We start from the raw sequence: 22,823 nt of genomic DNA on the forward strand, positions 1-22,823 counted from the left end.
CCCTCCTCTGTCTTTCTCTTTTCTTTTTAGATTCAAGAAGCGGCATTCAGTTTCCTTCCAACTTATGAAAAATCCTCTAAATTATATAACAATTCTTCAATATGAATTTGTGTCGGGTCTAGTTGTATTAACTGCGTAAATACTTCTTTCGCCTCTTTTCGCATTCCTTCTTCTAATAAGAAATAACCGTACTCTTCCAAGAAATCTGGATGATTCTTAAAAGAAGTATATGCACTTTCATAGTGTTTTAATGCATCCGAATACATTTCTAATTGTTTTTTTGCAAATGCAAGATCCCAAAGTAGTTGTGTATCTGGTTCTCCACTGTCAATTGCACGCTCTACAACTGCAATTAGCTCTTCGTATTTCTCTTGTTCTTTTAAAATATACGCATATTTTAATATCGCACCTAAATGTCCCGGATCTAGCTCCAGCGCTTTTTGAAGCACTTCTTCTGCCTCCGCTATTTTACCTAATTTCGTCGCAATATTCGCTAATTCTACATAGAAAGGAACAGACAGCTCATCTACTTTAATTCCTTCTTGAAGTGTTTCATAGCTTTCTTGAAGCATGCCTTCTTTTTCATAGCTTTTCGCTAAATACATGTATAACGATGCGTATTCAGGATCTAATTCTTTTAATTCTTGCCAAGCACCAATTGCTCTTTGATATTCTTCTCCTTGGTATAATGTGAAGGCATATCCAAATAATGAGTGAATATCTTTTTGCTCTTCTAACCCCGCTTCATAGTAAGAGATTGCCTCTTCCCAGTTTCCAATAGCACTTAAAGTTTCTGCTAGACGAAGCGCAATGACAACACCACCCATAACTTTATGTTCTGCTAGTAACGATTCATAATAAGTGATCGCCTTTTGCTCTTCACCTTTACTACTATATAATTCTGCTAACCCAAACGTAATAACAGGTTCGTCTGGCATCATTTCTTTCGCCTTTAATAGTTTTTGTTCTGCTACATCATCAAAACCTTGCATTTGGAATAAATCCGCTACAAGTAATAACGATTGAACATATAAATCATCGTTTTCTGGAATATCATGAAGCACTTCAATCGCTTCATCTTCTTTATCTAAATCAATATATAATTCTGCTAAAAATACCGTAAATTCACTTTCTTCCGGATATAGCAAGCGTAAGTCTTCAGTAATTGCTAACGCCTCATCCATAAACCCAAGTGTATGATAGTAACGAGCGATATCATACTTCTCTTCATCATTAGCAACTCGTAGTTGTTCTTTTAATAATTGTAATCCTTTTTCTGCTTCACCGTTTTCAATATAAGAAACAGCCTGTTCAAACTTTTGCATAAACGTCTCCTTTAATTCAAAAAATATTCTCTTCTGTTCATTTATCATAAGCAACTAGGTGTAAGAACGCAACCTTTTGAGTGAGCTACCTCTTCCTATACTTTCTCTCATAGCGCAGCTAATTGTTCGAAAAATTCCGGATACGATACAGCGACCGCATCACTATTCTCTATTTTCACTTCTCCATCTATAATACACGATGCGATTGCAAGCATCATCCCAATACGATGATCGCCGTGACTATTAACAGTATTTCCTTTTAAACTTTGTTTACCATATATAATCATACCATCTGGTGTAGCTTCAATCTTCGCACCTAATTTGCCTAATTCATCTACAACCGTATCGATACGATTTGTTTCTTTTACTTTTAACTCCTCAGCGTTTTTAATAACAGTAATTCCTTCTGCCTGCGTTGCTAATAAAGCAATTACAGGAATTTCATCAATTAATCTTGGAATAAGAGTTCCACCAATTTCTATTCCTTTTAGTTTAGATGTTTCAATCGTAATATCCCCGCACGGTTCAAACTCTTCATTTCTAATATGATCGATAGAAATAAGTGCACCCATCTTTGTTAATACATCTAAAACCCCTGTTCTCGTCGGATTTAAACCAACGTTTTCCAATACAAGCTTACTATTTTGGACAATTGCACCAGCTACTAAGAAAAATGCCGCCGAAGAAATATCTCCTGGAACTTCTATGTCTGCACCTTTAAGTTGTTGTCCACCTTGTAATGAAACAGTCCGTCCATTAACATCTACGGTACAACCGAATGCACGCAACATTCTTTCCGTATGATCACGAGATTGCATAGGCTCTGTTACCGTAGTAATCCCTTCCCCTTGCAAACCCGCAAGTAAAACTGCTGACTTCACTTGTGCGCTTGCTACTGGTGTATGGTAATGCATACCTTTTACCTTACCACCGCGAATAGATAAAGGTGTATATTGTCCGTTTTCTCTACCATCAATTTGAGCATTCATCTTACTAAGCGGGTCTGTAACACGTTTCATAGGACGTTTTCCAATTGATGCATCACCAATTATCGTACTATGGAACGGCGTATTTGCTAAAATCCCAAGCATAAGACGAATAGTCGTCCCTGAATTCCCCACATCTAATACTTCTTTCGGTTCTTGTAAATTATGTAATCCTTTACCGTAAATCGTGACATCGTTACCAAACTGTTCAATCTGGACACCTAGTTTTTGAAAACATGCAATTGTACTTAAACAATCTTCTCCTAATAAAAAATTTGATACTTTCGTCGTCCCTTCCGCTATCGCTCCAAACATAACAGAGCGATGCGAAATAGATTTATCACCTGGAACAACAATTTTCCCATTCAAACTATTTTTTCGTCCTACTAGTTTCAAACTGTATCCTCCTCACATTTTAAATAAGTTATATGTACAATAGTTCTTCTTATACGTCTACTTCTATTGTAACGTTTTCTTTCTTGAACGTGCAAACAACTCCCCTTATTGCAGTTCAAATGAAAAAGGCTCCTGTAACAGGAGCCTCCACCATTTCTTAAGAATACGTTTCTTCTTTCTTCACTTGTTCTTTTACAAGTTCCGTAAGTAATTCAATAATCTCATCATTTTCTTCTTTTAATCCAACAGTAATACGAATACCATCATGCATACCAAATGCTGCACCAGAACGAACGATATATCCTTTTTTCATTAATCGTTCGAAAGCTTCATTACCAGGTATACCAAGTTTCAAGAAAATGAAATTCGTTTGAGATGGATAGTAGAATACGTTATATTCCTTACAAAATGCATAATATTGATTTAATCCTCCGGCATTTTTCTTCACACACTCTTGTAAAAACTGTTGATCCTCTATTGCCGCTAATGCTACCGCTTGGGCGATAGTTGATGTGTTAAATGGTAGTCTTGCTACCTCTAGCTGCCCAATAAGCTTTGCATCACCAATCGCATATCCAATACGAAAAGCAGCTAATCCATATGCTTTTGAGAATGTGCGTAGCACCATAAGATTTTCGTACTTTTCAAGAAGAGGTAATGTTTGCGGATAATCTTCTGCCCCAGCATATTCATAATATGCTTCGTCCATAATAACGAGCGCTGACTTTGGAACTGATTCTAAAAATGAAAGTAATTTTTGTTTTTCTACATATGTACCTGTCGGATTATTCGGATTACAAATCCATACAATCTTCGTTTTCTCATCTACTTGTTGTAACATTGCATCTAAATCGTGAATGCCATCTTTAAGTGGTACTTCACGAACTTCTGCTCCTTCAATAACAGCATGGTGATGGTATTGCGAGAACGTAGGGTTCGCCATTACAACATTTGTTCCATTATGTAGCAAAGCACGACTAATCATTTGAATGACTTCATCTAGCCCACTACCAAATAAAAGTTGTTCCGCTTTTACACCTAAATGCTCTGCTACTTTCTCACGAAGCTCAAATGCCGCCCCGTCCGGATAGAGTGCATATTGATTATCTAACGAAGTTAATGCTTCTGTCACACGCGCAGAGCAGCCAAACGGATTTTCATTCGATGCTAGTTTTACAATTTTTGACAATCCATATTCTCTTTTTACTTCCTCAATATTTTTCCCAGGTACATATGCTCTCAAAGTTAACAATTGCTCTTTTACTCTCACTTTTCTTCCCCCAGTCATTGATATGATTTATAATGTCTTACTGTCATCTTTAATCATAACCGTCACCATTACGAGAATACCTTTAAATATGCATTTCATACCTGTTCTATGACTTTTTTACACCATATCCTTTTGAAATGCTTCTAACGCAATATGAACAGTCTCATCTGAAATAGATACGACATTCACTCCCCCATATTCCTGCATAAGCACCATATGAATTGTTCCAGCATTTGCTTTTTTATCTTGTTTCATCAACTGAACGAGACGTTCTACATTCAAGTCACTTGGCATTTTTGGATAACCGTATTTCAAGAACCACTGCTTCATTTCTTCATAAGAAAGATCAACTTTGTACACTTGCTCACTTAAAAACATAGCAAATAGCATGCCAACCGCTACTCCATCACCGTGAGTAATATTCCCATATCCTAACTCTTTTTCAAGAGCATGTCCTAACGTATGCCCAAAATTCAAATGGGCACGTACACCTTTTTCTGTTTCGTCTTGCGACACAATATTCGCTTTCACAGGAATCGCCTTCGTTAATATATGAATTAACTTTTCATCACGAAGATCCGTTAACGTTTGCACTTCTTCTTTTAACCAATGATATAGCTCTACATCACCAATAAGAGCATGCTTTATCACTTCTGCATAACCTGATCGCCACTCTTTTTCAGGAAGTGAATGTAAAAATGGCGTATGATATACAACAGCTTCTGGCTGATGAAACGCTCCAATCATATTTTTTCCTAGTGGATGGTTAATTGCTACTTTCCCGCCTACTGCGCTATCGTGAGCTAATAAAGTCGTTGGAACTTGGACAAAGCGAATACCACGCATAAACGACGCGGCAACAAATCCAGCCAAATCTCCAATCATTCCGCCTCCAAGTGCGATGATTAAAGAATTTCTATCTAATTTATTTTCAAGAGCCGAAGTGTGAGCCTCATAGAAATTTTCAAAAGACTTCTCTTTTTCGCCACTCGGTACAACAAACGAAAATACTTTTTGCTCTACTTGCAATGCATCAACAACTGTCTGTAAATGCAGTGATGCAACAGCTTCATCAGAAATGATCATTATGTTAGATACTGCAGGATTCATTTTTTGAATAAGCGTTGTTAAGTGTGACAACGCCTCCCTTCCAACATGTACATCATATTCTTTTGATTTCGTTTGAATATGTATGTTCTCCATTAAAATCCCCTCGCATATTCATTATGTTTCTTAATATTTTCACGTATAAGATCGATACGATCTAATCCAAATTGTTCAATTAAAGCTGTTGCGAGCTCCCAAGCCACAACAGCTTCAGCCACAACGCTAGCTGCTGGCACTGCACAACTATCTGAACGTTCAATACTCGCTGTAAAAGGTTCTTTCGTATCAATATCAACACTTTGAAGCGGTTTATATAATGTCGGTATCGGTTTCATAACACCGCGCACAACAACCGGCATACCAGTTGTCATGCCACCTTCTAATCCACCTGCATTGTTCGTTTTTCTTCTGTACCCTTGCACTTCATCCCAAAGGATTTCATCATGCACTTCACTTCCAGGTCTATGTGCTGCTTCAAAACCAATTCCAATTTCAACACCTTTAAAAGCGTTAATACTCATAATTGCCGCTGCTAATTTTGCATCTAATTTTCTATCATAATGTACATAGCTACCTACTCCAATTGGCATTCCTTCTACAACTACTTCAACAATACCACCGATAGAATCACCATTTGCCTTCGCATCATCAATTGCTTGCATCATCTTTTTACCGGCCTCTTCATCTAAGCAACGTACAGGAGATGCTTCTGTAGTACTTTGTAATTCCACAATAGAGTTATATTTAATATTTGCTGCCTGTACACCACCAATCTCGATAACATGTCCCGCTACTTGTATACCTAATTCCGCTAATATTTTTTTTGCAACTGCACCAGCTGCAACACGAACTGTCGTTTCACGTGCTGAAGAACGCTCTAATACATTCCTCATATCTCTATGACCATATTTAATCGCACCATTTAAATCTGCGTGTCCAGGTCTAGGTTTCGTAACTTGCCTTTTCATTTCTTTCTCTTCCTGCTCAGTTAACGGCTCTGCACCCATAACCTTTGTCCAATGTGTAAAATCACGATTTTCAACAACAAGTGCAATCGGTGACCCCATCGTCTTCCCATGCCTAACACCACTTACAATTTGTACTTGGTCTTTCTCAATTTGCATGCGTCTACCGCGTCCATATCCTTTTTGTCTTCTAGCTAATTCTTCATTTATATCATTCGCTACTAAAGATAACCCTGCCGGAACACCTTCTAAAATTGTCGTAAGTTGCGGACCGTGGGATTCACCAGCTGTAATATATCGCATACGTTATTCCTCTTTTCGCATATGTATTTATCCCGCTACATAAAGCAGCTATATTACCTTCCATCACTCTTTAAAATACAAAGAAATTATATAGTAAATCGAATGTTTGCTTTCCCTACTTGTAATTGTTCGATTATTTTCATAATATTAGACCTTTTACTTTACATACCAATATATCATAACAGTCCTAACTTCGTAACTGATTGAAATAAAAAAAGTGCAAGAAGAATACCCCTATTCTTCTCGCACTTTTTACTATTATCACAGTTATTAAAGCGTTTACAAATTATTTCAAAATAATTAGTAAATCCATTGATTCATTAATTTTGAGTAGTCTACTAATTCTTCTTCCTTAAAGAAAATAGCAATCTCGCGTTCTGCACTTTCTAAAGAATCCGAACCGTGGATAATGTTTTTCGCAACAGTTACACCGAAATCTCCACGAATTGTTCCAGGAGCAGCTTCATGTGGTCGTGTTTTACCCATCATATTGCGTGCTGTATCTACTACACCTTCACCTTGCCATACCATTGCGAATACAGGACCAGATGTAATAAAGTCTACTAATTCACCAAAGAAAGGTCTTTCTTTATGCTCACCGTAGTGTTGTTCAGCAATTTCCGGAGTAACTTGCATTAATTTTGCACCAACTAATTGAAAGCCCTTTTTCTCAAAACGAGCTACAATTTCCCCAATGAAGGCACGTTGTACACCGTCTGGTTTTACCATTAGAAATGTTTTTTCCATAAAAAATCTCTCCACTTCTGAATTATGTATGTAATTGTATATCCCCACACACATATTAACACCCTTATCACAATTGCGCAATAGTTTTGAAATAGAGAGATTATTTTATTTTTTAGACAAAACACTAAAATTTTCGTTTTCCAATATACTTTGCGACATTTTGCAACGCATACTTCGCCTGTCCACGAGGGAGTGGTTTTATTATTTCTAATGCTTTATGTAAATAACGTTCACTAAACGAAAATGCTTTATCAATAGCTTCGCTCGCTTTAATATCATCAATAATTTCTTTCATTTCACTTGCTGTTGTATTTTCATGCACAGATGTAATTTTTTGACGAAGAACTGGATCTTCCATGGCATACAAAACAGGTAATGTAATGTTACCTTGTAATAAATCACCACCAGCAGGCTTTCCAAGCTTCTCTTCTGTCGATACGAAATCTAAAATATCATCAATAATTTGATAAGACATACCAACAAAATATCCGTACCAAAATAGACGATTTACAGTATCACGATTAGCACCAGCAGCAATCGCTCCCAACTGACAACTTGCGGCGATTAACAATGCTGTTTTTCGTTTGATCCTTCTTAAATACGTTCTTAAATTTTGATCATAGTTATACTTATCTTTAATTTGTTCGATTTCACCTTTACAAACTTCTAAAATTGTATGAGACAACGCTTGATGTGCATCTGGAATTTCTATATTTGTTATACATTCAAGAGACTTCGCAAACAAGTAGTCTCCTGTATACATTGCAATACGATCTCCCCATTTCGCATTCACTGTTGCGCTACCGCGTCGTAAAAACGCAGCATCAATGACATCATCGTGAACAAGCGAAGCCATATGAATTAGTTCTAATGCAACCGCAACATGCTTAATTGCATCTAACTTATAATCCCCAAATTTCCCTGCAAGCAAAACAAAAACAGGGCGAATCCGCTTCCCACCTGCTTCAATAAGCTGTAATGCCGCTTCTTCTACTAACGGCTGCTCAGAAGCAACTGTCTTCTTCAATTCTTTTTCTATAACATTAATATCCGATCGTAAAAAAGAGTACATAAGTTGTAACTTCATATTGTTCACCTTAACCTAAAACGTCTTTTTTCTATTTTCTATTTTGATTCTGGTTTAATACCTAAATGCATAGCTGCTACACCAAAAGTAAATGGTTTCACTTGCACATTCTTAAGCCCAGCTTCTTCAAACATACGTGCTAACTCTTTCATCCCTGGGAATGTACTAGCAGATTCCTGAAGCCATGAATATTCTTTATAACTTTTCGCAAACATCTTTCCAAATAACGGCATGATATATTTAAAGTATAAGACATATCCTTGACGAAAACCTATCATCGTTGGTTGAGATGTTTCCAGGCAAATTACTTTTCCACCAGGCTTTACTACACGCGTCATTTCTTTTAATACTTGCATGTAATCCGGAACGTTACGTAACCCAAAACCAATCGTTACATAATCAAACGTATTATCTTCATAAGGAAGTTCCATTGCATTTCCATGCATAAGTTCTACTTGCTTTAATTCTAAAGCTTCTACCTTTTGTTTACCGACAGCTAGCATATTTTCGCTAAAGTCTAAACCGTAAACCTTCCCATCTTCACCTACAGCTCCCGCTAGTGCAATTGTCCAATCTGCCGTCCCGCAGCATACATCAAGTGCCTTACTCCCGGGTTTCACATCCATAATTCGCATCGTTTCTTTGCGCCATGCCTTATGCCTTTGAAAACTAATTACAGAATTCATCACATCGTATTTATCAGAAATTTTCTCAAATACGTCATGTACTCTTTCTTCTTTTGATTGTTGCATGCTCGTACCTTCTTCCAATGTAAAGTTGCTTATGTCCTTGATTTATCTCTTAACATAGAAATTATCTCATTAACTTCTGTATGATTCTCTAAAATTTTTTCTTCTTGCTTTCTCATTTCCATAAGCCATTCATTAATAACTGTTTCCAAATTTTTATCATCATCCAATGAGATTTTTTGGACTGCTTGAAAAACAGGTGAATTTTGTTTATCAGCATACAATTGACACTCTTTTTGAAGACGATTTTTTCCTAACACATAAGTTATATATGGTTTCCAATTAGATAACTGAAAATGATCACATGTTTTTTGCAAAAGCGCAGATTCAATTATTACTACACTTTCCATTATGTCTTGAATCGTCACATGTGCTTTTTGATACAGCATAATTTTATGTTCATTAATCTCCTTAATTCCTTCAGCAAGTGCACGAATTAAGATAATATCACAATTCATTGACAATAAGTAATAGTATAGACCACTATAATAATCCCCTGCAAGAACTGTCAATTGACGACGCTTATGGAATCCACTCGTCTCTTCGTTTGCTTTATTTGATACTTTTTCATGTGTATCAAGAGCAATTTGTACAAGCATAATCGTTACGACATAATGATCAATTTGTTCTTTATGTATATTTGCACTTTTTAATGCACCGTATAACAGCGCTATTTTTTCTTCATCAATAAATGGTTCTTCAATATAGTTTATAAAATAAGGATGGCGTAATTTCTCCATCAATTTCTCTTTAATACCCGCATACCCTCCGTAGATGTCACACACAAAAAATCACCCTTGTTTTCTAATTCATAAAATTTATTATAACACATACATTCTATTTTCTATAATCAAAACTTGGCTACTTCTGCCAAACTGCCACCGAATAAAGCCTCAACTTTTATTCATACAAGTTATCTTCGTCTCTAACAACTACAAACATTCATTTACACAAAAGGCAGAAGTAATTTTCAACCTTTATATTCTTGCTCTTTAACATTAAAACTATATCATTTTTTTGTATATAAAAAAAAGAAAAGCAGTTTCCCGCTCTTCTTTAATTCGTCTTAATAAACGATAAAATTTCACTACGTGCTGCTGCATCATTTTCTAACACGCCGCGCACTGCAGTCGTTACTGTTTTCGCACCAGGCTTTTTCACACCACGCATCGTCATACACATATGCTCTGCTTCTACTACTACCATTACACCATGCGGCTCTAGTACTTCCATAATAGAGTTAGCTACTGTTGATGTAATACGTTCTTGTAGTTGCGGACGACGCGCAATTGTGTCTACAGTACGAGCTAATTTACTTAGTCCCGTTACTTTTCCACCTTGCGGAATATATGCAACGTGAGCAACTCCATAAAACGGAACAAGATGATGCTCACACATCGAATAGAATGGTATATCTTTTACTAGCACAAGCTCTTCGTGGTCTTCTCCGAATACTTTGTGTAAATGCTCTTTCGGATCCTCATGCATTCCTGAGAATACTTCTGCGTACATTTTCGCAACACGTTTCGGTGTATCAAGTACTCCCTCGCGATTTGGGTCATCTCCGATCGCCTCTAAAATAAGACGTACTGCATGTTCAATTTGTTCTAAATTAACTTTTGCCATCCGCTAGCCCTCCCGAAAAACCTAAAAGTGATACGAACACATTCTAGCATATTTATGTTTTTAAAAGCAAAAAGAAGAGTTTCCAAAAAGGAAACTCTTCTTCCCTGTTAATATGTAAGGATTATTTAACCGCATCTTTTAACGCTTTACCAGGTTTGAATGCAGGTACTTTACTTGCAGCGATTTCAATCTCCTCACCTGTTTGTGGGTTACGACCTTTACGAGCCGCACGCTCACGAACTTCGAAGTTACCGAATCCGATTAGTTGTACTTTATCACCTTGTTTTAAAGCTTCTAAGATAGAATCAAAAACAGCGTCCACTGCTTTTGTTGCGTCCTTTTTAGAAAGGGAACTTGCTTCTGCAACAGCATTGATTAAATCTGTCTTGTTCATGCCATTCACCTCCTCCCAAAGATAAGACTGTATAATGATCATAAAATGAGTCTTACTTTCATTTGTAGGCAATTTTTACAAATTCTATACTACAAAGATGTAGATAAATCATTATCAACGCCTATATTATACGATTCTCCTTTATAATTCAATATTTTTAAAGAAATTGTTACTCTAAAAATGTGAAATTCTGATGAAACTTGACAATTTACAACAAAATATTAGATAATGACTGTTTATTTTTCTATTACGTACTCAAAAAGAAAAAAATCCCTCTACAATTAGAGGGATTTTTTTCTTATAATATAATCGCAATTAATCCGCCAGATCCTTCATTAATAATTCTTTCTAGCGTTTCTTTTAATTTATAACGAGCGTTTTCTGGCATTAGAGATAACTTCGCTTGAATTCCTTCTCTAACAATAGAGCTAAGAGAGCGCCCAAATATATCAGAATTCCAAATTGATAGCGGGTCATCTTCAAAATCTTGCATCAAGTAACGAACTAGTTCTTCACTTTGTTTTTCAGTACCGATAATTGGTTCAAATGTTGATTCTACATCCACTTTAATCATATGAATAGACGGCGCAACCGCTTTTAATTTAACACCGAACCTTGAGCCGTGACGAATAATTTCCGGTTCATCTAAGCTCATATCAGCTAATGCAGGCGCTGCTACTCCATATCCGGTTTGTTTTACCATCCGCAGGGCATCCGCCACTTGGTCATACTCTGTTTTCGCATGAGATAAATCGAGCATAAGCTTTAATAAATGATCTTTCCCTCGAATCTCTACTCCTACTACTTCTTTTAAAATTTGATCATACAATTCATCTGGCGCATATAAATCAATCTCTGCCACACCTTGCCCCATATCGATGCCAGCTAGACTTGCTCGATCAATAAATTCATATTGACTAAACTGCCAAACGACACGGTCCACATCACGAAGACGTTTTATATCCTTTACAGTCTCTTGAACCGCTTCCTGATAACTTCGGCGTAACCAATGCCCTTCATTTAACACCATTACCCAGCTCGGGAGGTTTACATTCACTTCTAAAACCGGGAACTCGAATAATGCTTCTCGCAGTACGTTATACACATCTGTTTCTCTTAAACTCTCTACACTCATCGCAATTACTGGGATATCATATTCTTCTGATAAACTTTGACGTAACTGCTCCGTATCTGGATGATATGGCTGTACAGTATTGATAATCATAATGAAAGGCTTTCCTACTTCTTTTAACTCATTTACAACGCGTTCCTCTGCCTCTATATAATCTCTTCTTGGAATTTCACCAATTGTTCCATCCGTTGTAATAACGACACCAATTGTTGAATGCTCTTGAATTACTTTACGTGTTCCGATTTCTGCAGCTTCATGGAATGGAATAGGCTCTTCATACCAAGGAGTATTAATCATGCGCGGACCATTCTCATCTTCATAGCCTTTTGCTCCTGGAACCGTATATCCAACACAATCTACTAATCGAATATTCACTTCAAGACCTTCATCTACTTCGATAGAAACCGCTTGGTTTGGAACAAACTTCGGTTCCGTCGTCATTATTGTACGACCAGCAGCACTTTGAGGCAGTTCATCCTGCGCTCTTTGACGGTCTGACTCATTTTCAATATTGGGAATAACAACAAGTTCCATAAACTTTTTAATAAATGTTGATTTCCCTGTTCGAACAGCTCCTACAACTCCAAAATAAATATCACCGCCTGTGCGTTCCGCAATATCTTTAAAAATATCTACCTTTTCCAAGTGATTCCCTCCCTCAATATTTTTGGGAATAATTCCACGTTTATAGTCAACTAATACCTTCTCTAACGTTGCCTATAATATCTGATATAATATAATGGTATTCTAGAAGTTCGGACAATATATCATATAATTTTGTCCAATTTCATATGACTATTTAAAAATACCTTTTGTTTGCATCGCAAGTTGTATAACATAAAAAACCTTTCTTCTAGAACTTATTCACTAAAAGAAAGGTTCATGACTTATGATTTCAAAAAAATTGGTTCTCCATTTTTTACTGTATACGGCAAAGAGTATGCAGGAACAAACGGGGAATCCTTCGATAGTATACTCCGGATATCTTCACCTTCTTTAAATTGTCCTTCATTTTTTTTCAACGCTTCATATAAGTCGATTCTATAATCAACAAACAATTCTCCTTTTTCATTAATTACAAGAGGGAGACCTTTTCCTGAGTACGGACTTGTCACTTGTGGTACATCTTTATATCCCAGTTTTTTGAAGTCTAATTCATAAACACCATCTGTGATCACTTTTTTAAAAGGTGGATATTGATGTTCATCACGATACATTCTTAGCTTCAATGCCACTTCTTGAATTTGTTCCGCCATTCTCACATCAATTAACTTTACTGTCGGATTTTTTTCAACATCTATTAATACATATTGATATACTCCACCACTTTCATACGCATTCCCTGGTGCCTCTTGTATGTACCTTGGAGCAATTTTTTGAAAATCAATTGGATACTTCTGATAAATCGGCGTACTCATATCACGCGTCTTAATTGGTAATAAACCATCCGTTTGCTCCTTATATGTATTAATGGCTTTTTGTACAACTTGCAACTGGTCTTCATAAGGAATAGCACTTTGTTTCATATTTTCTCTTGGATACATACACCCTGTTAAAATGCTCATGCAACAAAATATTAAAATAATATGGATTTTTTTCACTGACAATCACCTTTTCATGCTAGTATGGACTGTTGCTTTTGTAACATTTACCGACTACACATCCTTTATTGCTCAATAGGGCCACTAAATACAACAAGGAAAATAACAATTCCCGATACAATCATGAGGGTGTACGCTACTAAAGCTGTAATCCCTTTCAAAAATTTATTCTTCATTTTATGCCTACTCAATAAAATAAAACTTACTGCAAGAAACATAAATCCAATTGCCCCTAAAGCAAACCACATTTTCATAAGCCCTTCCGACATATATACACCCCTTTACTTTCAATCTATTTTTATACTATTTTAACAAATTAAAATCTTTAAACAAATAAAAATCATCATTTTTCCGTGAATTGATGATTTTTATTTAAAATAATAAAACCGAAGCACGAAATGATGCGCTTCGGTTGACCAAATATGCCCTTAACAGCTCTATTCCCATTCTTTCATAACTATCATATGCATTCTCTAAACTCTTTGTTTCTCATAATTTATTTTTTAAACATTTTACTTAACGAACCAAAATCCGCCGGCATATTATTATTAATAATCGCTTTTACAATTTGATCCTCTTGCTCTTTCGGCACTTCGCGTCCTGCCATTAGAGCAACTTGATGAATCAATTGGCGAAGCACTGTCTCATCACGTAAGTTCGCATTTTGAACAGACGACGCTAATTTAAAAATATCTTCTTTGTTCACTTTCGCTTCTTTTTCAATGTTATTAAAAATGTTGTTATCCATTCTTTTCACCCTCTCCTCAAGTTACTCTTCATCCTATGCAGAGATGAAAAATTGGTGAAAAGACCCATAAAAAATAAAAAACGGTAGAAGTACGAAATGTACTTCTACCGCTTTCTTTATAACAAATCAGGTATCGCTTCAACTTCATGTTTTCGAACACGTCCCATCAATGAGCCTACTGCATCTTTCACATTATTCCCATTGAACAGCACGTCATATAAAGCAGCTGTAATCGGCATTTCAACTTCCATTTTCTCCGCCAATTCATGAGCAGCTTTCGTTGTTCTTACACCTTCTACAACCATACCCATACTTTCTAGCACTTCTTCTAAAGAGTGCCCTTTTCCAAGCATATTTCCAGCGCGCCAATTTCGGCTATGCACACTTGTACAAGTTACAATTAAGTCTCCCATACCAGTTAGACCAGCAAACGTTAACGGATTTCCGCCCATTTTTCTTCCTAAACGAGCAATCTCTGTTAAACCACGTGTCATTAATGCCGCTTTCGCATTATCACCTAATCCAAGCCCGTCAGATATCCCCGCAGCTAGTGCAATAATATTTTTTAAAGCACCACCAAGTTCAACTCCAACGATATCTGGGTTTGTATATACACGGAAATAGCTATTCATAAACAAATCTTGTACTCCCTCAGCCGCTTCCATACGCTTTGCTGCAGACGTAACAGTTGTCGCTTGACGCAATCCAACTTCTTCAGCGTGACTCGGCCCAGATAGTACAACAACATCCTTAATCAAGCTCTCTGGAATTTCTTCCTCAATCACTTCCGAAATACGTTTTGACGTACCTGGTTCGATTCCTTTACTTGCATGAATCCAAGTAATTGGCTCTGTAACAATTTCTTTCATCTCTTGCAATACGTCTCGGTACGCTTTCGTCGGTACTACTAGCAGTACTGTATTTACATCTACTAATGCTTCTTCTAAAGAAGAGTAGGCTACGATTGTGCTTGGCAATGTAATCCCTGGAAGATATCTACTGTTCTCACGCTTCGTATTAATTTCATTCATGAGTTCAGGACGGTTTCCCCAAATACGTACATCATGCCCATTGTCAGCTAATACCATCGCTAACGCTGTTCCCCAGCTACCTGCTCCTATTACTGTGATTTTTGTCATAAAATCACATCCTCTCCATTAGTCTCTTGCTCTAGCGATAATGTGAATCGGCGTTCCTACAAAACCGAACGCTTCACGTAAACGGTTCTTTAAGAAGCGCTCATATGAAAAGTGCATTAATTCTGTATCGTTTACAAATATAACAAATGTTGGTGGTTTTACCGCAACCTGTGTCGCATAGAAGATTTTCAGACGGCTACCATTATGTGTCGGCGTTGGATTCATCGCTACCGCATCCATAATTACATCATTTAATACATTCGTTTGTACACGGATGCTATGGCTTTCATTTACCTCATTGATAACCGGTAATAACGTTTGTGTACGCTTTTTCGTTTTCGCAGATAAGAATACAATCGGTGCATACTCTAAAAATTGGAAATGAGCACGAATGTTTTCTTCAAATGCTTTCATTGTTTTTTCATCTTTTTTCACTGCATCCCATTTGTTTACAACGATAATAACAGCTCGTCCTGAATCATGAGCATATCCAGCGATTTTTTTATCTTGCTCAATAATTCCTTCTTCTCCGTCTAAAACGACTAAAACAACGTCAGAACGTTCAATCGCTCTAAGTGCACGAAGTACACTATACTTTTCTGTACTTTCGTATACTTTCCCTTTTTTACGCATACCAGCTGTATCGATGATTACATAATCTTGGTCATCTTTACTATATGGTGTATCAACAGCATCACGTGTCGTTCCCGCTATATTACTTACAATTACACGTTCTTGACCAAGAAGTGCATTTACAAGTGATGATTTCCCTACGTTTGGACGTCCAATTAAAGAGAAACGGATTGTTTCATCGTCATACGCTTCTTCTTCAATCTTTGGAAAATGATTTGCAGCTTCATCTAACAAATCACCAAGTCCTAAACCGTGTGTACCTGAAATCGGGAATGGCTCGCCAAATCCTAATGCATAAAAATCATAAATATCACTACGCATGTCTGGATTATCAACCTTATTTACCGCAAGTACAATTGGTTTTTTAGAACGGTATAAAATTTTAGCAACTTCTTCATCTGCTGCAGTTACACCATCGCGACCATTCGTCATAAAAATGATAACATCCGCTTCATCAATCGCTACTTCCGCCTGTTGACGAATTTGTGTCAAGAACGGCTCGTCTCCAATATCAATTCCACCTGTATCAATAATGTTAAACTCATGATTTAACCATTCTCCCGCACTATAAATACGGTCTCGCGTTATACCTGGTATATCTTCTACGATTGAAACTCTTTCTCCAACAATTCTATTGAAAATAGTAGATTTCCCTACGTTCGGGCGGCCTACTATCGCTATTACTGGTTTCGGCATATACTTTCATCCTTTCAACTTGCTTCTGTTTATTATGTAAAAAACCCTTCTTTGTGCAAGAAGGGATTTGCATTCCAGAATATTTCTCAACGTATCAAAACACCTCACATTATACCACACTTTACTAATGTTTCACAATAATATATACATTATCTTGTAAGCGATGTGCAATACCATCTAAAATAGCCTCTAAATTATTTGCAACAAATTCCAGTTCCTCTGTCGACTCGCAAATAAATAAAGGGGCACCACCTGCAAATTTCTCTGGCGTTGTTGTAATGACTGCGAGAATAACACTTTCTAACATCATCTCTTATCTCCCCTTCCTTTCGGAGCTTCTGATGACATATGAACAGCACTCTCTAATGTTGGTACATTTCCGATTACCCCTATCGCTTTTTCTGCATCTTGATCTTGCGGCAGAACAAAAATCCCAACTCTCCCATCCTCTAAATCACGCTTCGCTAACGGTACAAGTGCCGGCGTTCCAGAATCTCTATATATTCCTAAAGCAACCGAAACATCATGTAAAATAGCTTGCCGTTGTCCTAAGTTTGAGATTGTAACCATCGCATCTATCGATTTCGGTTTTAAAATAAATCCCATTCCATATTTCATAATTTCTTCTTGCCTTGCTGGCAATCCAATATTCATAATGTAAATATTATCAATATAAAGTCCCGCTCCTTCAAAACGAAGTGGAACGTGCTCTATTTCTACAAGGTCATGAAGTCTTTTACCTGACATTAATTTTTTCGCAATGAAAAAACTTACTATACCAGTAATTACCCCGGCAATCCATGAATCGAATCCTATATACGCAAACGTTGTTACAAACGACGTTAACATCGCCAAGTAGTTACGACTTTCAAATACTAATGCAATTCCTTCAATGTATGTATTACCACGTGGTACGAGCTCATATCCATCTAATTGTTGAAGTGTATTTCTTTCCATATTGCGCACATCACGAAATTGCGTCGCTGCTAACGTAAGAAATGTAATTGCAGAGAAATCTTTTTTCAAAACAGACGGAATCGCAATTGCTCCTAAGGCAGCCGCAATTAATCCCATCGCGATATGAATAATTTTCCCGTGAAGCCTCGTCGGATATTGCCTCGTATCGGTACGAAGCATTAACAACCTAGTTATTGTACCTGCAATTACGCCACATAAAATAGCTGGTGTATATTCAGTCATGTATTACCCTCGCCTTTCTTTTACGTGTTTTCCTCTTAAATTGTTCCATATATACCGATGCCTTTGTAATCCAAAGTAAAATCGCCATAAATAAAGTGGAAACAGCAGCAACATCTAAAAAAGCTAAACTGCCGTATTCATAAGGAAAATGTAATTTACGAAAAATCAGCGTCACCAATAATTCTCCTTGTAACATCCCTATATATAAGGAGCATAATCGTAATATGCGATCCCCGTGCAATAAAACCGATGCATACACAAGTGCACCACTTAACAGCAACAACCTATCAACCACAATCCAAATTGGATCATATACTTCTAACAAATGAAAGCTTGTATATAACATTGCAATAATAAGTGCCGAAAGTAAGGTATATAATTTTTTCCAAATAGAATATAACGCGATACCTACAAAAGAAATAATACAAAGCAAAAGGGCATTTACCGATATTGTGAAAGAAGCAATCGTCACATTTAACGGAGAACAAATAATAAAAATTAATATACAAGCACTTATCTTCCAACGAATAGATTCCTTTTTCATAAAAAAGGTCACGACAATCCACCCTATCCAAGCAACAAAATAAAAAGTACTCCCATCCATCATTTCACCTCCTATGATTTCCATTATGGGAACTTTTTATGAAAGTTAATCCTCCTTTTCTTTGTGCATAGTTTTTCTCATAACAGCAAAACTTTTAATAAGGAGGTGTAACTCACAATGGGTAAAGATCGCCAAGAACGAAAACTAAGAGAATCACGCCGCGTTGAATCTGATCGCGACCAATCACTTCAATATCCCGGTGCAACAAGTCTTGATACACCGGAGCAAGCTCGAAAGCAGAATCAGCATTAAATAAAGTGAAACCTCAGTGGGGGGGTATCCATCCCCACTGATTATTAACCCACACCAATTAAGCTGCCCTCAAATAGGCAATACAAAAAGACGGTTTCGATATTGTACGAAACCGTCTTTTTACACAATTATTTTATTTATTTCTACTCGTAATATAACTCTTTTGTTTTCGCATTATAAACCCTATCACTCAACGAGGCATCAATCGTAACTACACCTGTTGGTTTTTTAGAATATGTAATAACATATACGTATGTAGAGAAGGATTTTTACTCTTTACCTCTACACGTACATAATCCGTCTCTCCTATCTCATTTAACTTTCGCTCAACCTCTTTTTTCGCACCTACAATATCTTCTTTTTCTCCTTTAATTTCCCTACTCACAATGGTATTTCCTTGATCAGAAAGCAATACTACTTCAGCATTACTTAAACTCACTTCATTTGATATATTAAAATAATAAATTGCATACGAATCTTCCGATGGATTTTTGTCTTCTCCTAATTCCCTTGGCAAAATTAGTGCTTCTATTCCACTTCCTGCATTCACCGTTGGATTCCTATACAATTTATTCCCGACTGCGATTGCAATATTCGCCGTTTTAATTGCTGATTGTGCTGTTGTTGAACTAGAATCTCCTTCTCTTACATTTGAAGTTAATGAAATTTCAACCTTTTTCTTATATCCAGAAACCGCTGTATCTTCTCTTATATTTCGTGCATGGATGTTAAAATCTTCACTATTATATGTAATGCGTCCTATTGTATTTTTACTATTTGAAGATACATTATCTCCTTTTTTATTAACATCCTCATCCCCTAAATTATCGTAAATTTTTCCTTGTTTCTTTTGACTCTTAAATAGCAATCTCTTATCTTGTTTTATCGCTAACCAGCTATATAGAGAGGAATACTTTCTTACTTTTTCCATGTTTCTCTCCACAAACACGGAAAAAGTAAGAATACTCCAATAATTCAGCGGCATATTTTCTACATTTCTTCATTTTTATAACCCTTTTTTTCAATTTTAGCTTTTCTGTACGATATTTATATATACTTTTATCATAATATAAACTCTCTCTTTTTTCCATTTATAGAATTATATAGAATGATAACTTCTCGCCTCCCCTCTTCATTTTACGAAAATAAAACGCAAAAAAATCAACCGGATGGTTGATTTTTTATCGCCTACTATAATGTGCAGTGTCAATCCCTCGCTGCGCTAACCAATGGTACGTTTCACCTTTTACAACAAGAGGTACAGATTGTAACTCTTCTATCGTCTTCACGCCAAGAGCTGTCATAATAAACTTTAAATCTGTATGTAAAAGATCAATTTCATCCACTAAATTCTCAACACCATCTTGCATTAAAATACGTAAAAAGTATCCAGCAAACGCAGTTGTATTCGCCCCTAATGCGATTGCCTTCGCCACGTCAAGTGCTGTTTGTATACCCCCAGATGCAATAAAAGAGAGGTTATTATTTGTAGAGGTTGCTTCAATAATCGAGGTAGCTGTTTGTATGCCCCAGTTATTAAAATAAGAAAGCATTCGCTGTCTTCTTTCATTTTCAACAGCAGCAAAATTCGTACCACCTTGTCCGCCAATATCAATTGCTGTTATACCTATATTCGCTAACTGTTGTACTGTTTCCTTACTCATTCCAAAACCGACTTCTTTTACGATGACAGGTACTTTACTTTTTAAAACTATTTTCTCAATCCGCTGAAGTACACCAGTAAAATCACGGTCTCCTTCTGGCATCGTTAACTCCTGTATGACATTTAAATGAATTTGCAGTGCATTCGCTTCAATCATATCAACGGCACGCTCTGCCTGTTCGACAGTTGCCTCACTTCCTAAGTTTGCGAAAAAAATCCCATTCGGATTTACTTTCCTAACAACTTTATACGAAGCCGCTTCACTTTCATCTTTTAAAGCTGCCATTTGCGAACCTACAGCCATAGCAAGGTTATGATGTTTCGCTACATATGCTAATTGCTCATTAATATGTAATGTTTGCTCTCCTCCACCACCAGTCATCGCATTGATAAAAATCGGCGAACTTAGTGAAAGTTCGCCGATTTTTGTTTCACATGTTATAGTGTCATAACTTGAATTTGGCAAGCTTTGATGCACAAAATCAATATCATGAAAGCCATGCGTACGAGACTGACCAGTAGAAAGAGCATATTCAATATGATCTAATTTACGTTTTGCCCTTACCACTTGTACCCCTCTTTATTTCTTTAATTTTTTCAGTTGTTCACCAATAATATCACTTAACTGGAAAGTAGCCGAATCAGCATTTGGCTCATATTGGCTATAATCTTCTGTTACATTATTTTCTTCAAGCGTTTCTTTTATGCTTAAAGAAATACGTTTTTCTGCTACATGGACTTCAAGTACTTTCACTTTTACTTCTTGTCCCATTTCCAATACTTCATTTGGATTTTTCACGTGACGATTTGCAATTTGAGATACATGTACAAGCCCTTCAACACCAGGTAAAATTTCAACAAACGCACCGAATGTAACAAGGCGTTTTACTACTCCCTCACGAATATCTCCAGCTTTTATTTCGCCAGCAACATTTTCCCAAGGTCCTGGCTGAGCTGCTTTAATTGATAAAGAAATACGTTGCGTATCAGCATCAACAGATAACACTTTTACCTTTACCTTTTGACCTTGCTCTAATACCTCAGAAGGTTGCTCTACACGTTCGTGTGAAATTTGTGAAATGTGAACTAAACCGTCCACACCACCAACGTTAACGAAAGCACCAAAATCCGTTAATCGTTGTACTGTTCCTTCAACAATGTCCCCTTCTTTTAACGAAGAGATTGCTTCTTTTTTCTTAGAATCTAGTTCTAGTTCTACTACCGCTTTATGTGAAAGAATAACACGATTTTTTTCACGGTCTAATTCAACAATTTTCACCGCTAATGTTTTTCCTTTATAGTCAGCAAAGTCTTCTACATAATGTACTTCTACAAGTGAAGCTGGGATAAAACCACGAACACCAAGGTCCACAACTAACCCACCATTCACGATATCTTTTACAGTAACATCAAATACATGACCAGAATTAAATTTTTCTTGTAATTCTACCCACGCTTTTTCTGCGTCAACAGCTCTCTTAGATAAAACAAGATCATCATCTTCTAATTTAATAATTTTCAATTCAAGTGTTTGATCTAATTCTACAACATCGCTTGCTTTTTCAATATGAACGTTAGCTAATTCACTAATCGGAATTACGCCATCTGTTTTGTATCCAACATTTACAAGAACTTGTTTCTCTTCAACTTTCGTTACAGAACCTGTAACAACGTCACCAACTTGTAATTCTTTTGAATTCATAACTTCTTCATTCATTTTCTCTACCATGGAAATACCTCCCTACAGAATTGACAAAGCATTTTTATGTATATACGAAATGAAAACAAATGTTTTCATTTGCATGTTTAAGAATTTATCATCACATATTCTGTTTCAATACAGTTCACAAGAAACTATATTAAATCTATATAAATAGTATACAGCAAAATCATCTTGAAGAAAGTATGATTTGAAATATAATAGCGAATATATTCTGACAGTTTTTTTCCTCTGTAACTAACTTCTTACAAATTAGCCCATTTGTCAAGAAAAGAGACTTAAAATTCACTTATCCTTTACATTTCAAAAAAAAAAAAAAAAATAAAGAAAGAGTAATCTGTACCCTTTGTAAAGGACATTTTGAAAAAAGTTAGGCAACATCAAGGAGATGATTTCTGTATCCTGGTCTTACCCCAGTCAAGTAGACAGTAATAGATTAGGTGTCTTTTCATTAAGCAGCCTTAGTTCCAAATTCAATAG

The 22,823-nt window shown here is 36.4% G+C and carries 24 protein-coding genes; 1 reads left to right on the plus strand and 23 read right to left on the minus strand.

Going from position 1 to position 22,823, the window contains the following annotated elements:
• Positions 1–62: 62 nt before the first annotated feature.
• The 20 genes from SB773_RS02145 to SB773_RS02240 form a co-directional block, all read right to left on the minus strand.
• Positions 63–1,325, minus strand: coding sequence for a tetratricopeptide repeat protein (locus SB773_RS02145; protein ID WP_410588365.1), 1,263 nt, complete (start codon positions 1,323–1,325; stop codon positions 63–65).
• Between the two features lie 107 nt (positions 1,326–1,432).
• A complete protein-coding gene (gene aroA / locus SB773_RS02150) occupies positions 1,433–2,707 on the minus strand; it encodes a 3-phosphoshikimate 1-carboxyvinyltransferase (RefSeq protein ID WP_410588367.1) in 1,275 nt (424 codons plus the stop codon).
• A 157-nt stretch (positions 2,708–2,864) separates the two neighbouring features.
• On the minus strand, positions 2,865–3,977 hold the full coding sequence (gene hisC / locus SB773_RS02155) for a histidinol-phosphate transaminase (RefSeq protein WP_131245993.1): 1,113 nt from the start codon (positions 3,975–3,977) through the stop codon (positions 2,865–2,867).
• Between the two features lie 117 nt (positions 3,978–4,094).
• Positions 4,095–5,180, minus strand: a complete 1,086-nt coding sequence (aroB, locus tag SB773_RS02160) for a 3-dehydroquinate synthase (RefSeq protein WP_002011826.1) — start codon at positions 5,178–5,180, stop codon at positions 4,095–4,097.
• Positions 5,180–6,352: a chorismate synthase gene (gene aroC / locus SB773_RS02165; RefSeq protein ID WP_341023878.1), complete on the minus strand. Its 1,173-nt coding sequence runs from the start codon at positions 6,350–6,352 to the stop codon at positions 5,180–5,182. The genes aroB and aroC overlap by 1 nt, the downstream gene beginning before the upstream one ends.
• A 300-nt stretch (positions 6,353–6,652) precedes the next feature.
• Positions 6,653–7,099: a nucleoside-diphosphate kinase gene (ndk, locus tag SB773_RS02170; RefSeq protein ID WP_000415879.1), complete on the minus strand. Its 447-nt coding sequence runs from the start codon at positions 7,097–7,099 to the stop codon at positions 6,653–6,655.
• 124 nt (positions 7,100–7,223) lie between these two features.
• The gene (gene hepT, locus SB773_RS02175; protein WP_002011823.1) at positions 7,224–8,186 is read right to left on the minus strand and encodes a heptaprenyl diphosphate synthase component II; all 963 of its coding nucleotides are present in this window, start codon (positions 8,184–8,186) and stop codon (positions 7,224–7,226) included.
• A 38-nt stretch (positions 8,187–8,224) separates the two neighbouring features.
• Complete coding sequence (menG, locus tag SB773_RS02180; protein ID WP_002086620.1) at positions 8,225–8,938, minus strand: 2-heptaprenyl-1,4-naphthoquinone methyltransferase; 714 nt, start codon at positions 8,936–8,938, stop codon at positions 8,225–8,227.
• A 29-nt stretch (positions 8,939–8,967) separates the two neighbouring features.
• Complete coding sequence (locus SB773_RS02185; RefSeq protein WP_060751482.1) at positions 8,968–9,720, minus strand: heptaprenyl diphosphate synthase component 1; 753 nt, start codon at positions 9,718–9,720, stop codon at positions 8,968–8,970.
• A gap of 271 nt (positions 9,721–9,991) precedes the next feature.
• Positions 9,992–10,561 (minus strand): GTP cyclohydrolase I FolE, encoded by a 570-nt coding sequence (gene folE / locus SB773_RS02190; protein ID WP_002011819.1) that lies wholly within the window; start codon positions 10,559–10,561, stop codon positions 9,992–9,994.
• A gap of 121 nt (positions 10,562–10,682) precedes the next feature.
• Positions 10,683–10,955: an HU family DNA-binding protein gene (locus SB773_RS02195; RefSeq protein ID WP_001043860.1), complete on the minus strand. Its 273-nt coding sequence runs from the start codon at positions 10,953–10,955 to the stop codon at positions 10,683–10,685.
• Between the two features lie 298 nt (positions 10,956–11,253).
• A complete protein-coding gene (gene spoIVA / locus SB773_RS02200) occupies positions 11,254–12,732 on the minus strand; it encodes a stage IV sporulation protein A (RefSeq protein ID WP_044438024.1) in 1,479 nt (492 codons plus the stop codon).
• A gap of 242 nt (positions 12,733–12,974) precedes the next feature.
• Positions 12,975–13,688 (minus strand): hypothetical protein, encoded by a 714-nt coding sequence (locus SB773_RS02205; protein ID WP_002126422.1) that lies wholly within the window; start codon positions 13,686–13,688, stop codon positions 12,975–12,977.
• A 65-nt stretch (positions 13,689–13,753) separates the two neighbouring features.
• Positions 13,754–13,957, minus strand: coding sequence for a DUF2768 domain-containing protein (locus tag SB773_RS02210; protein WP_002011815.1), 204 nt, complete (start codon positions 13,955–13,957; stop codon positions 13,754–13,756).
• 227 nt (positions 13,958–14,184) lie between these two features.
• Complete coding sequence (locus SB773_RS02215) at positions 14,185–14,436, minus strand: stage VI sporulation protein F (RefSeq protein WP_000369753.1); 252 nt, start codon at positions 14,434–14,436, stop codon at positions 14,185–14,187.
• A gap of 116 nt (positions 14,437–14,552) precedes the next feature.
• Positions 14,553–15,575, minus strand: coding sequence for an NAD(P)H-dependent glycerol-3-phosphate dehydrogenase (locus tag SB773_RS02220; RefSeq protein ID WP_002011813.1), 1,023 nt, complete (start codon positions 15,573–15,575; stop codon positions 14,553–14,555).
• Between the two features lie 18 nt (positions 15,576–15,593).
• Complete coding sequence (der, locus tag SB773_RS02225) at positions 15,594–16,904, minus strand: ribosome biogenesis GTPase Der (RefSeq protein WP_002011811.1); 1,311 nt, start codon at positions 16,902–16,904, stop codon at positions 15,594–15,596.
• A 124-nt stretch (positions 16,905–17,028) separates the two neighbouring features.
• Positions 17,029–17,214, minus strand: a complete 186-nt coding sequence (locus SB773_RS02230; RefSeq protein WP_002086624.1) for a capping complex subunit for YIEGIA — start codon at positions 17,212–17,214, stop codon at positions 17,029–17,031.
• Positions 17,211–18,104: a YIEGIA family protein gene (locus SB773_RS02235; RefSeq protein WP_002086625.1), complete on the minus strand. Its 894-nt coding sequence runs from the start codon at positions 18,102–18,104 to the stop codon at positions 17,211–17,213. Before SB773_RS02235 ends, SB773_RS02230 begins: the two co-directional genes overlap by 4 nt.
• Positions 18,097–18,708: a YphA family membrane protein gene (locus tag SB773_RS02240; RefSeq protein ID WP_002086626.1), complete on the minus strand. Its 612-nt coding sequence runs from the start codon at positions 18,706–18,708 to the stop codon at positions 18,097–18,099. The genes SB773_RS02235 and SB773_RS02240 overlap by 8 nt, the downstream gene beginning before the upstream one ends.
• A gap of 117 nt (positions 18,709–18,825) precedes the next feature.
• Between SB773_RS02240 and SB773_RS02245 the strand changes: the two genes are divergently transcribed.
• Complete coding sequence (locus SB773_RS02245; RefSeq protein ID WP_000513901.1) at positions 18,826–18,960, plus strand: YpzI family protein; 135 nt, start codon at positions 18,826–18,828, stop codon at positions 18,958–18,960.
• A gap of 211 nt (positions 18,961–19,171) precedes the next feature.
• Here the strand turns inward: SB773_RS02245 and SB773_RS02250 are convergent, their stop codons facing one another.
• The 3 genes from SB773_RS02250 to rpsA form a co-directional block, all read right to left on the minus strand.
• A complete protein-coding gene (locus SB773_RS02250; RefSeq protein WP_410588376.1) occupies positions 19,172–19,891 on the minus strand; it encodes a hypothetical protein in 720 nt (239 codons plus the stop codon).
• 250 nt (positions 19,892–20,141) lie between these two features.
• On the minus strand, positions 20,142–21,191 hold the full coding sequence (locus tag SB773_RS02255) for a type 2 isopentenyl-diphosphate Delta-isomerase (RefSeq protein ID WP_002011801.1): 1,050 nt from the start codon (positions 21,189–21,191) through the stop codon (positions 20,142–20,144).
• A gap of 12 nt (positions 21,192–21,203) precedes the next feature.
• Positions 21,204–22,352, minus strand: coding sequence for a 30S ribosomal protein S1 (gene rpsA, locus SB773_RS02260; protein ID WP_002030757.1), 1,149 nt, complete (start codon positions 22,350–22,352; stop codon positions 21,204–21,206).
• Positions 22,353–22,823: the final 471 nt, after the last annotated feature.

Source organism: Bacillus sp. SIMBA_074 (genome assembly GCF_046534555.1).
GTDB classification, from domain to species: domain Bacteria; phylum Bacillota; class Bacilli; order Bacillales; family Bacillaceae_G; genus Bacillus_A; species Bacillus_A mycoides.

Bases quoted from the DNA above. Each gene is read 5' to 3' on its own strand.
- SB773_RS02145 (WP_410588365.1), bottom strand. From the start codon at position 1,325: ATGCAAAAGTTTGAACAGGCTGTTTCTTATATTGAAAACGGTGAAGCA.
- aroB (WP_002011826.1), bottom strand. From the start codon at position 5,180: ATGGAGAACATACATATTCAAACGAAATCAAAAGAATATGATGTACAT.
- aroC (WP_341023878.1), bottom strand. From the start codon at position 6,352: ATGCGATATATTACAGCTGGTGAATCCCACGGTCCGCAACTTACGACA.
- ndk (WP_000415879.1), bottom strand. From the start codon at position 7,099: ATGGAAAAAACATTTCTAATGGTAAAACCAGACGGTGTACAACGTGCC.
- hepT (WP_002011823.1), bottom strand. From the start codon at position 8,186: ATGAAGTTACAACTTATGTACTCTTTTTTACGATCGGATATTAATGTT.
- menG (WP_002086620.1), bottom strand. From the start codon at position 8,938: ATGCAACAATCAAAAGAAGAAAGAGTACATGACGTATTTGAGAAAATT.
- folE (WP_002011819.1), bottom strand. From the start codon at position 10,561: ATGGCAAAAGTTAATTTAGAACAAATTGAACATGCAGTACGTCTTATT.
- SB773_RS02195 (WP_001043860.1), bottom strand. From the start codon at position 10,955: ATGAACAAGACAGATTTAATCAATGCTGTTGCAGAAGCAAGTTCCCTT.
- SB773_RS02210 (WP_002011815.1), bottom strand. From the start codon at position 13,957: ATGTCGGAAGGGCTTATGAAAATGTGGTTTGCTTTAGGGGCAATTGGA.
- SB773_RS02215 (WP_000369753.1), bottom strand. From the start codon at position 14,436: ATGGATAACAACATTTTTAATAACATTGAAAAAGAAGCGAAAGTGAAC.
- SB773_RS02220 (WP_002011813.1), bottom strand. From the start codon at position 15,575: ATGACAAAAATCACAGTAATAGGAGCAGGTAGCTGGGGAACAGCGTTA.
- der (WP_002011811.1), bottom strand. From the start codon at position 16,904: ATGCCGAAACCAGTAATAGCGATAGTAGGCCGCCCGAACGTAGGGAAA.
- SB773_RS02230 (WP_002086624.1), bottom strand. From the start codon at position 17,214: ATGATGTTAGAAAGTGTTATTCTCGCAGTCATTACAACAACGCCAGAG.
- SB773_RS02235 (WP_002086625.1), bottom strand. From the start codon at position 18,104: ATGACTGAATATACACCAGCTATTTTATGTGGCGTAATTGCAGGTACA.
- SB773_RS02240 (WP_002086626.1), bottom strand. From the start codon at position 18,708: ATGGATGGGAGTACTTTTTATTTTGTTGCTTGGATAGGGTGGATTGTC.
- SB773_RS02245 (WP_000513901.1), top strand. From the start codon at position 18,826: ATGGGTAAAGATCGCCAAGAACGAAAACTAAGAGAATCACGCCGCGTT.
- SB773_RS02250 (WP_410588376.1), bottom strand. From the start codon at position 19,891: ATGGAAAAAGTAAGAAAGTATTCCTCTCTATATAGCTGGTTAGCGATA.
- rpsA (WP_002030757.1), bottom strand. From the start codon at position 22,352: ATGGTAGAGAAAATGAATGAAGAAGTTATGAATTCAAAAGAATTACAA.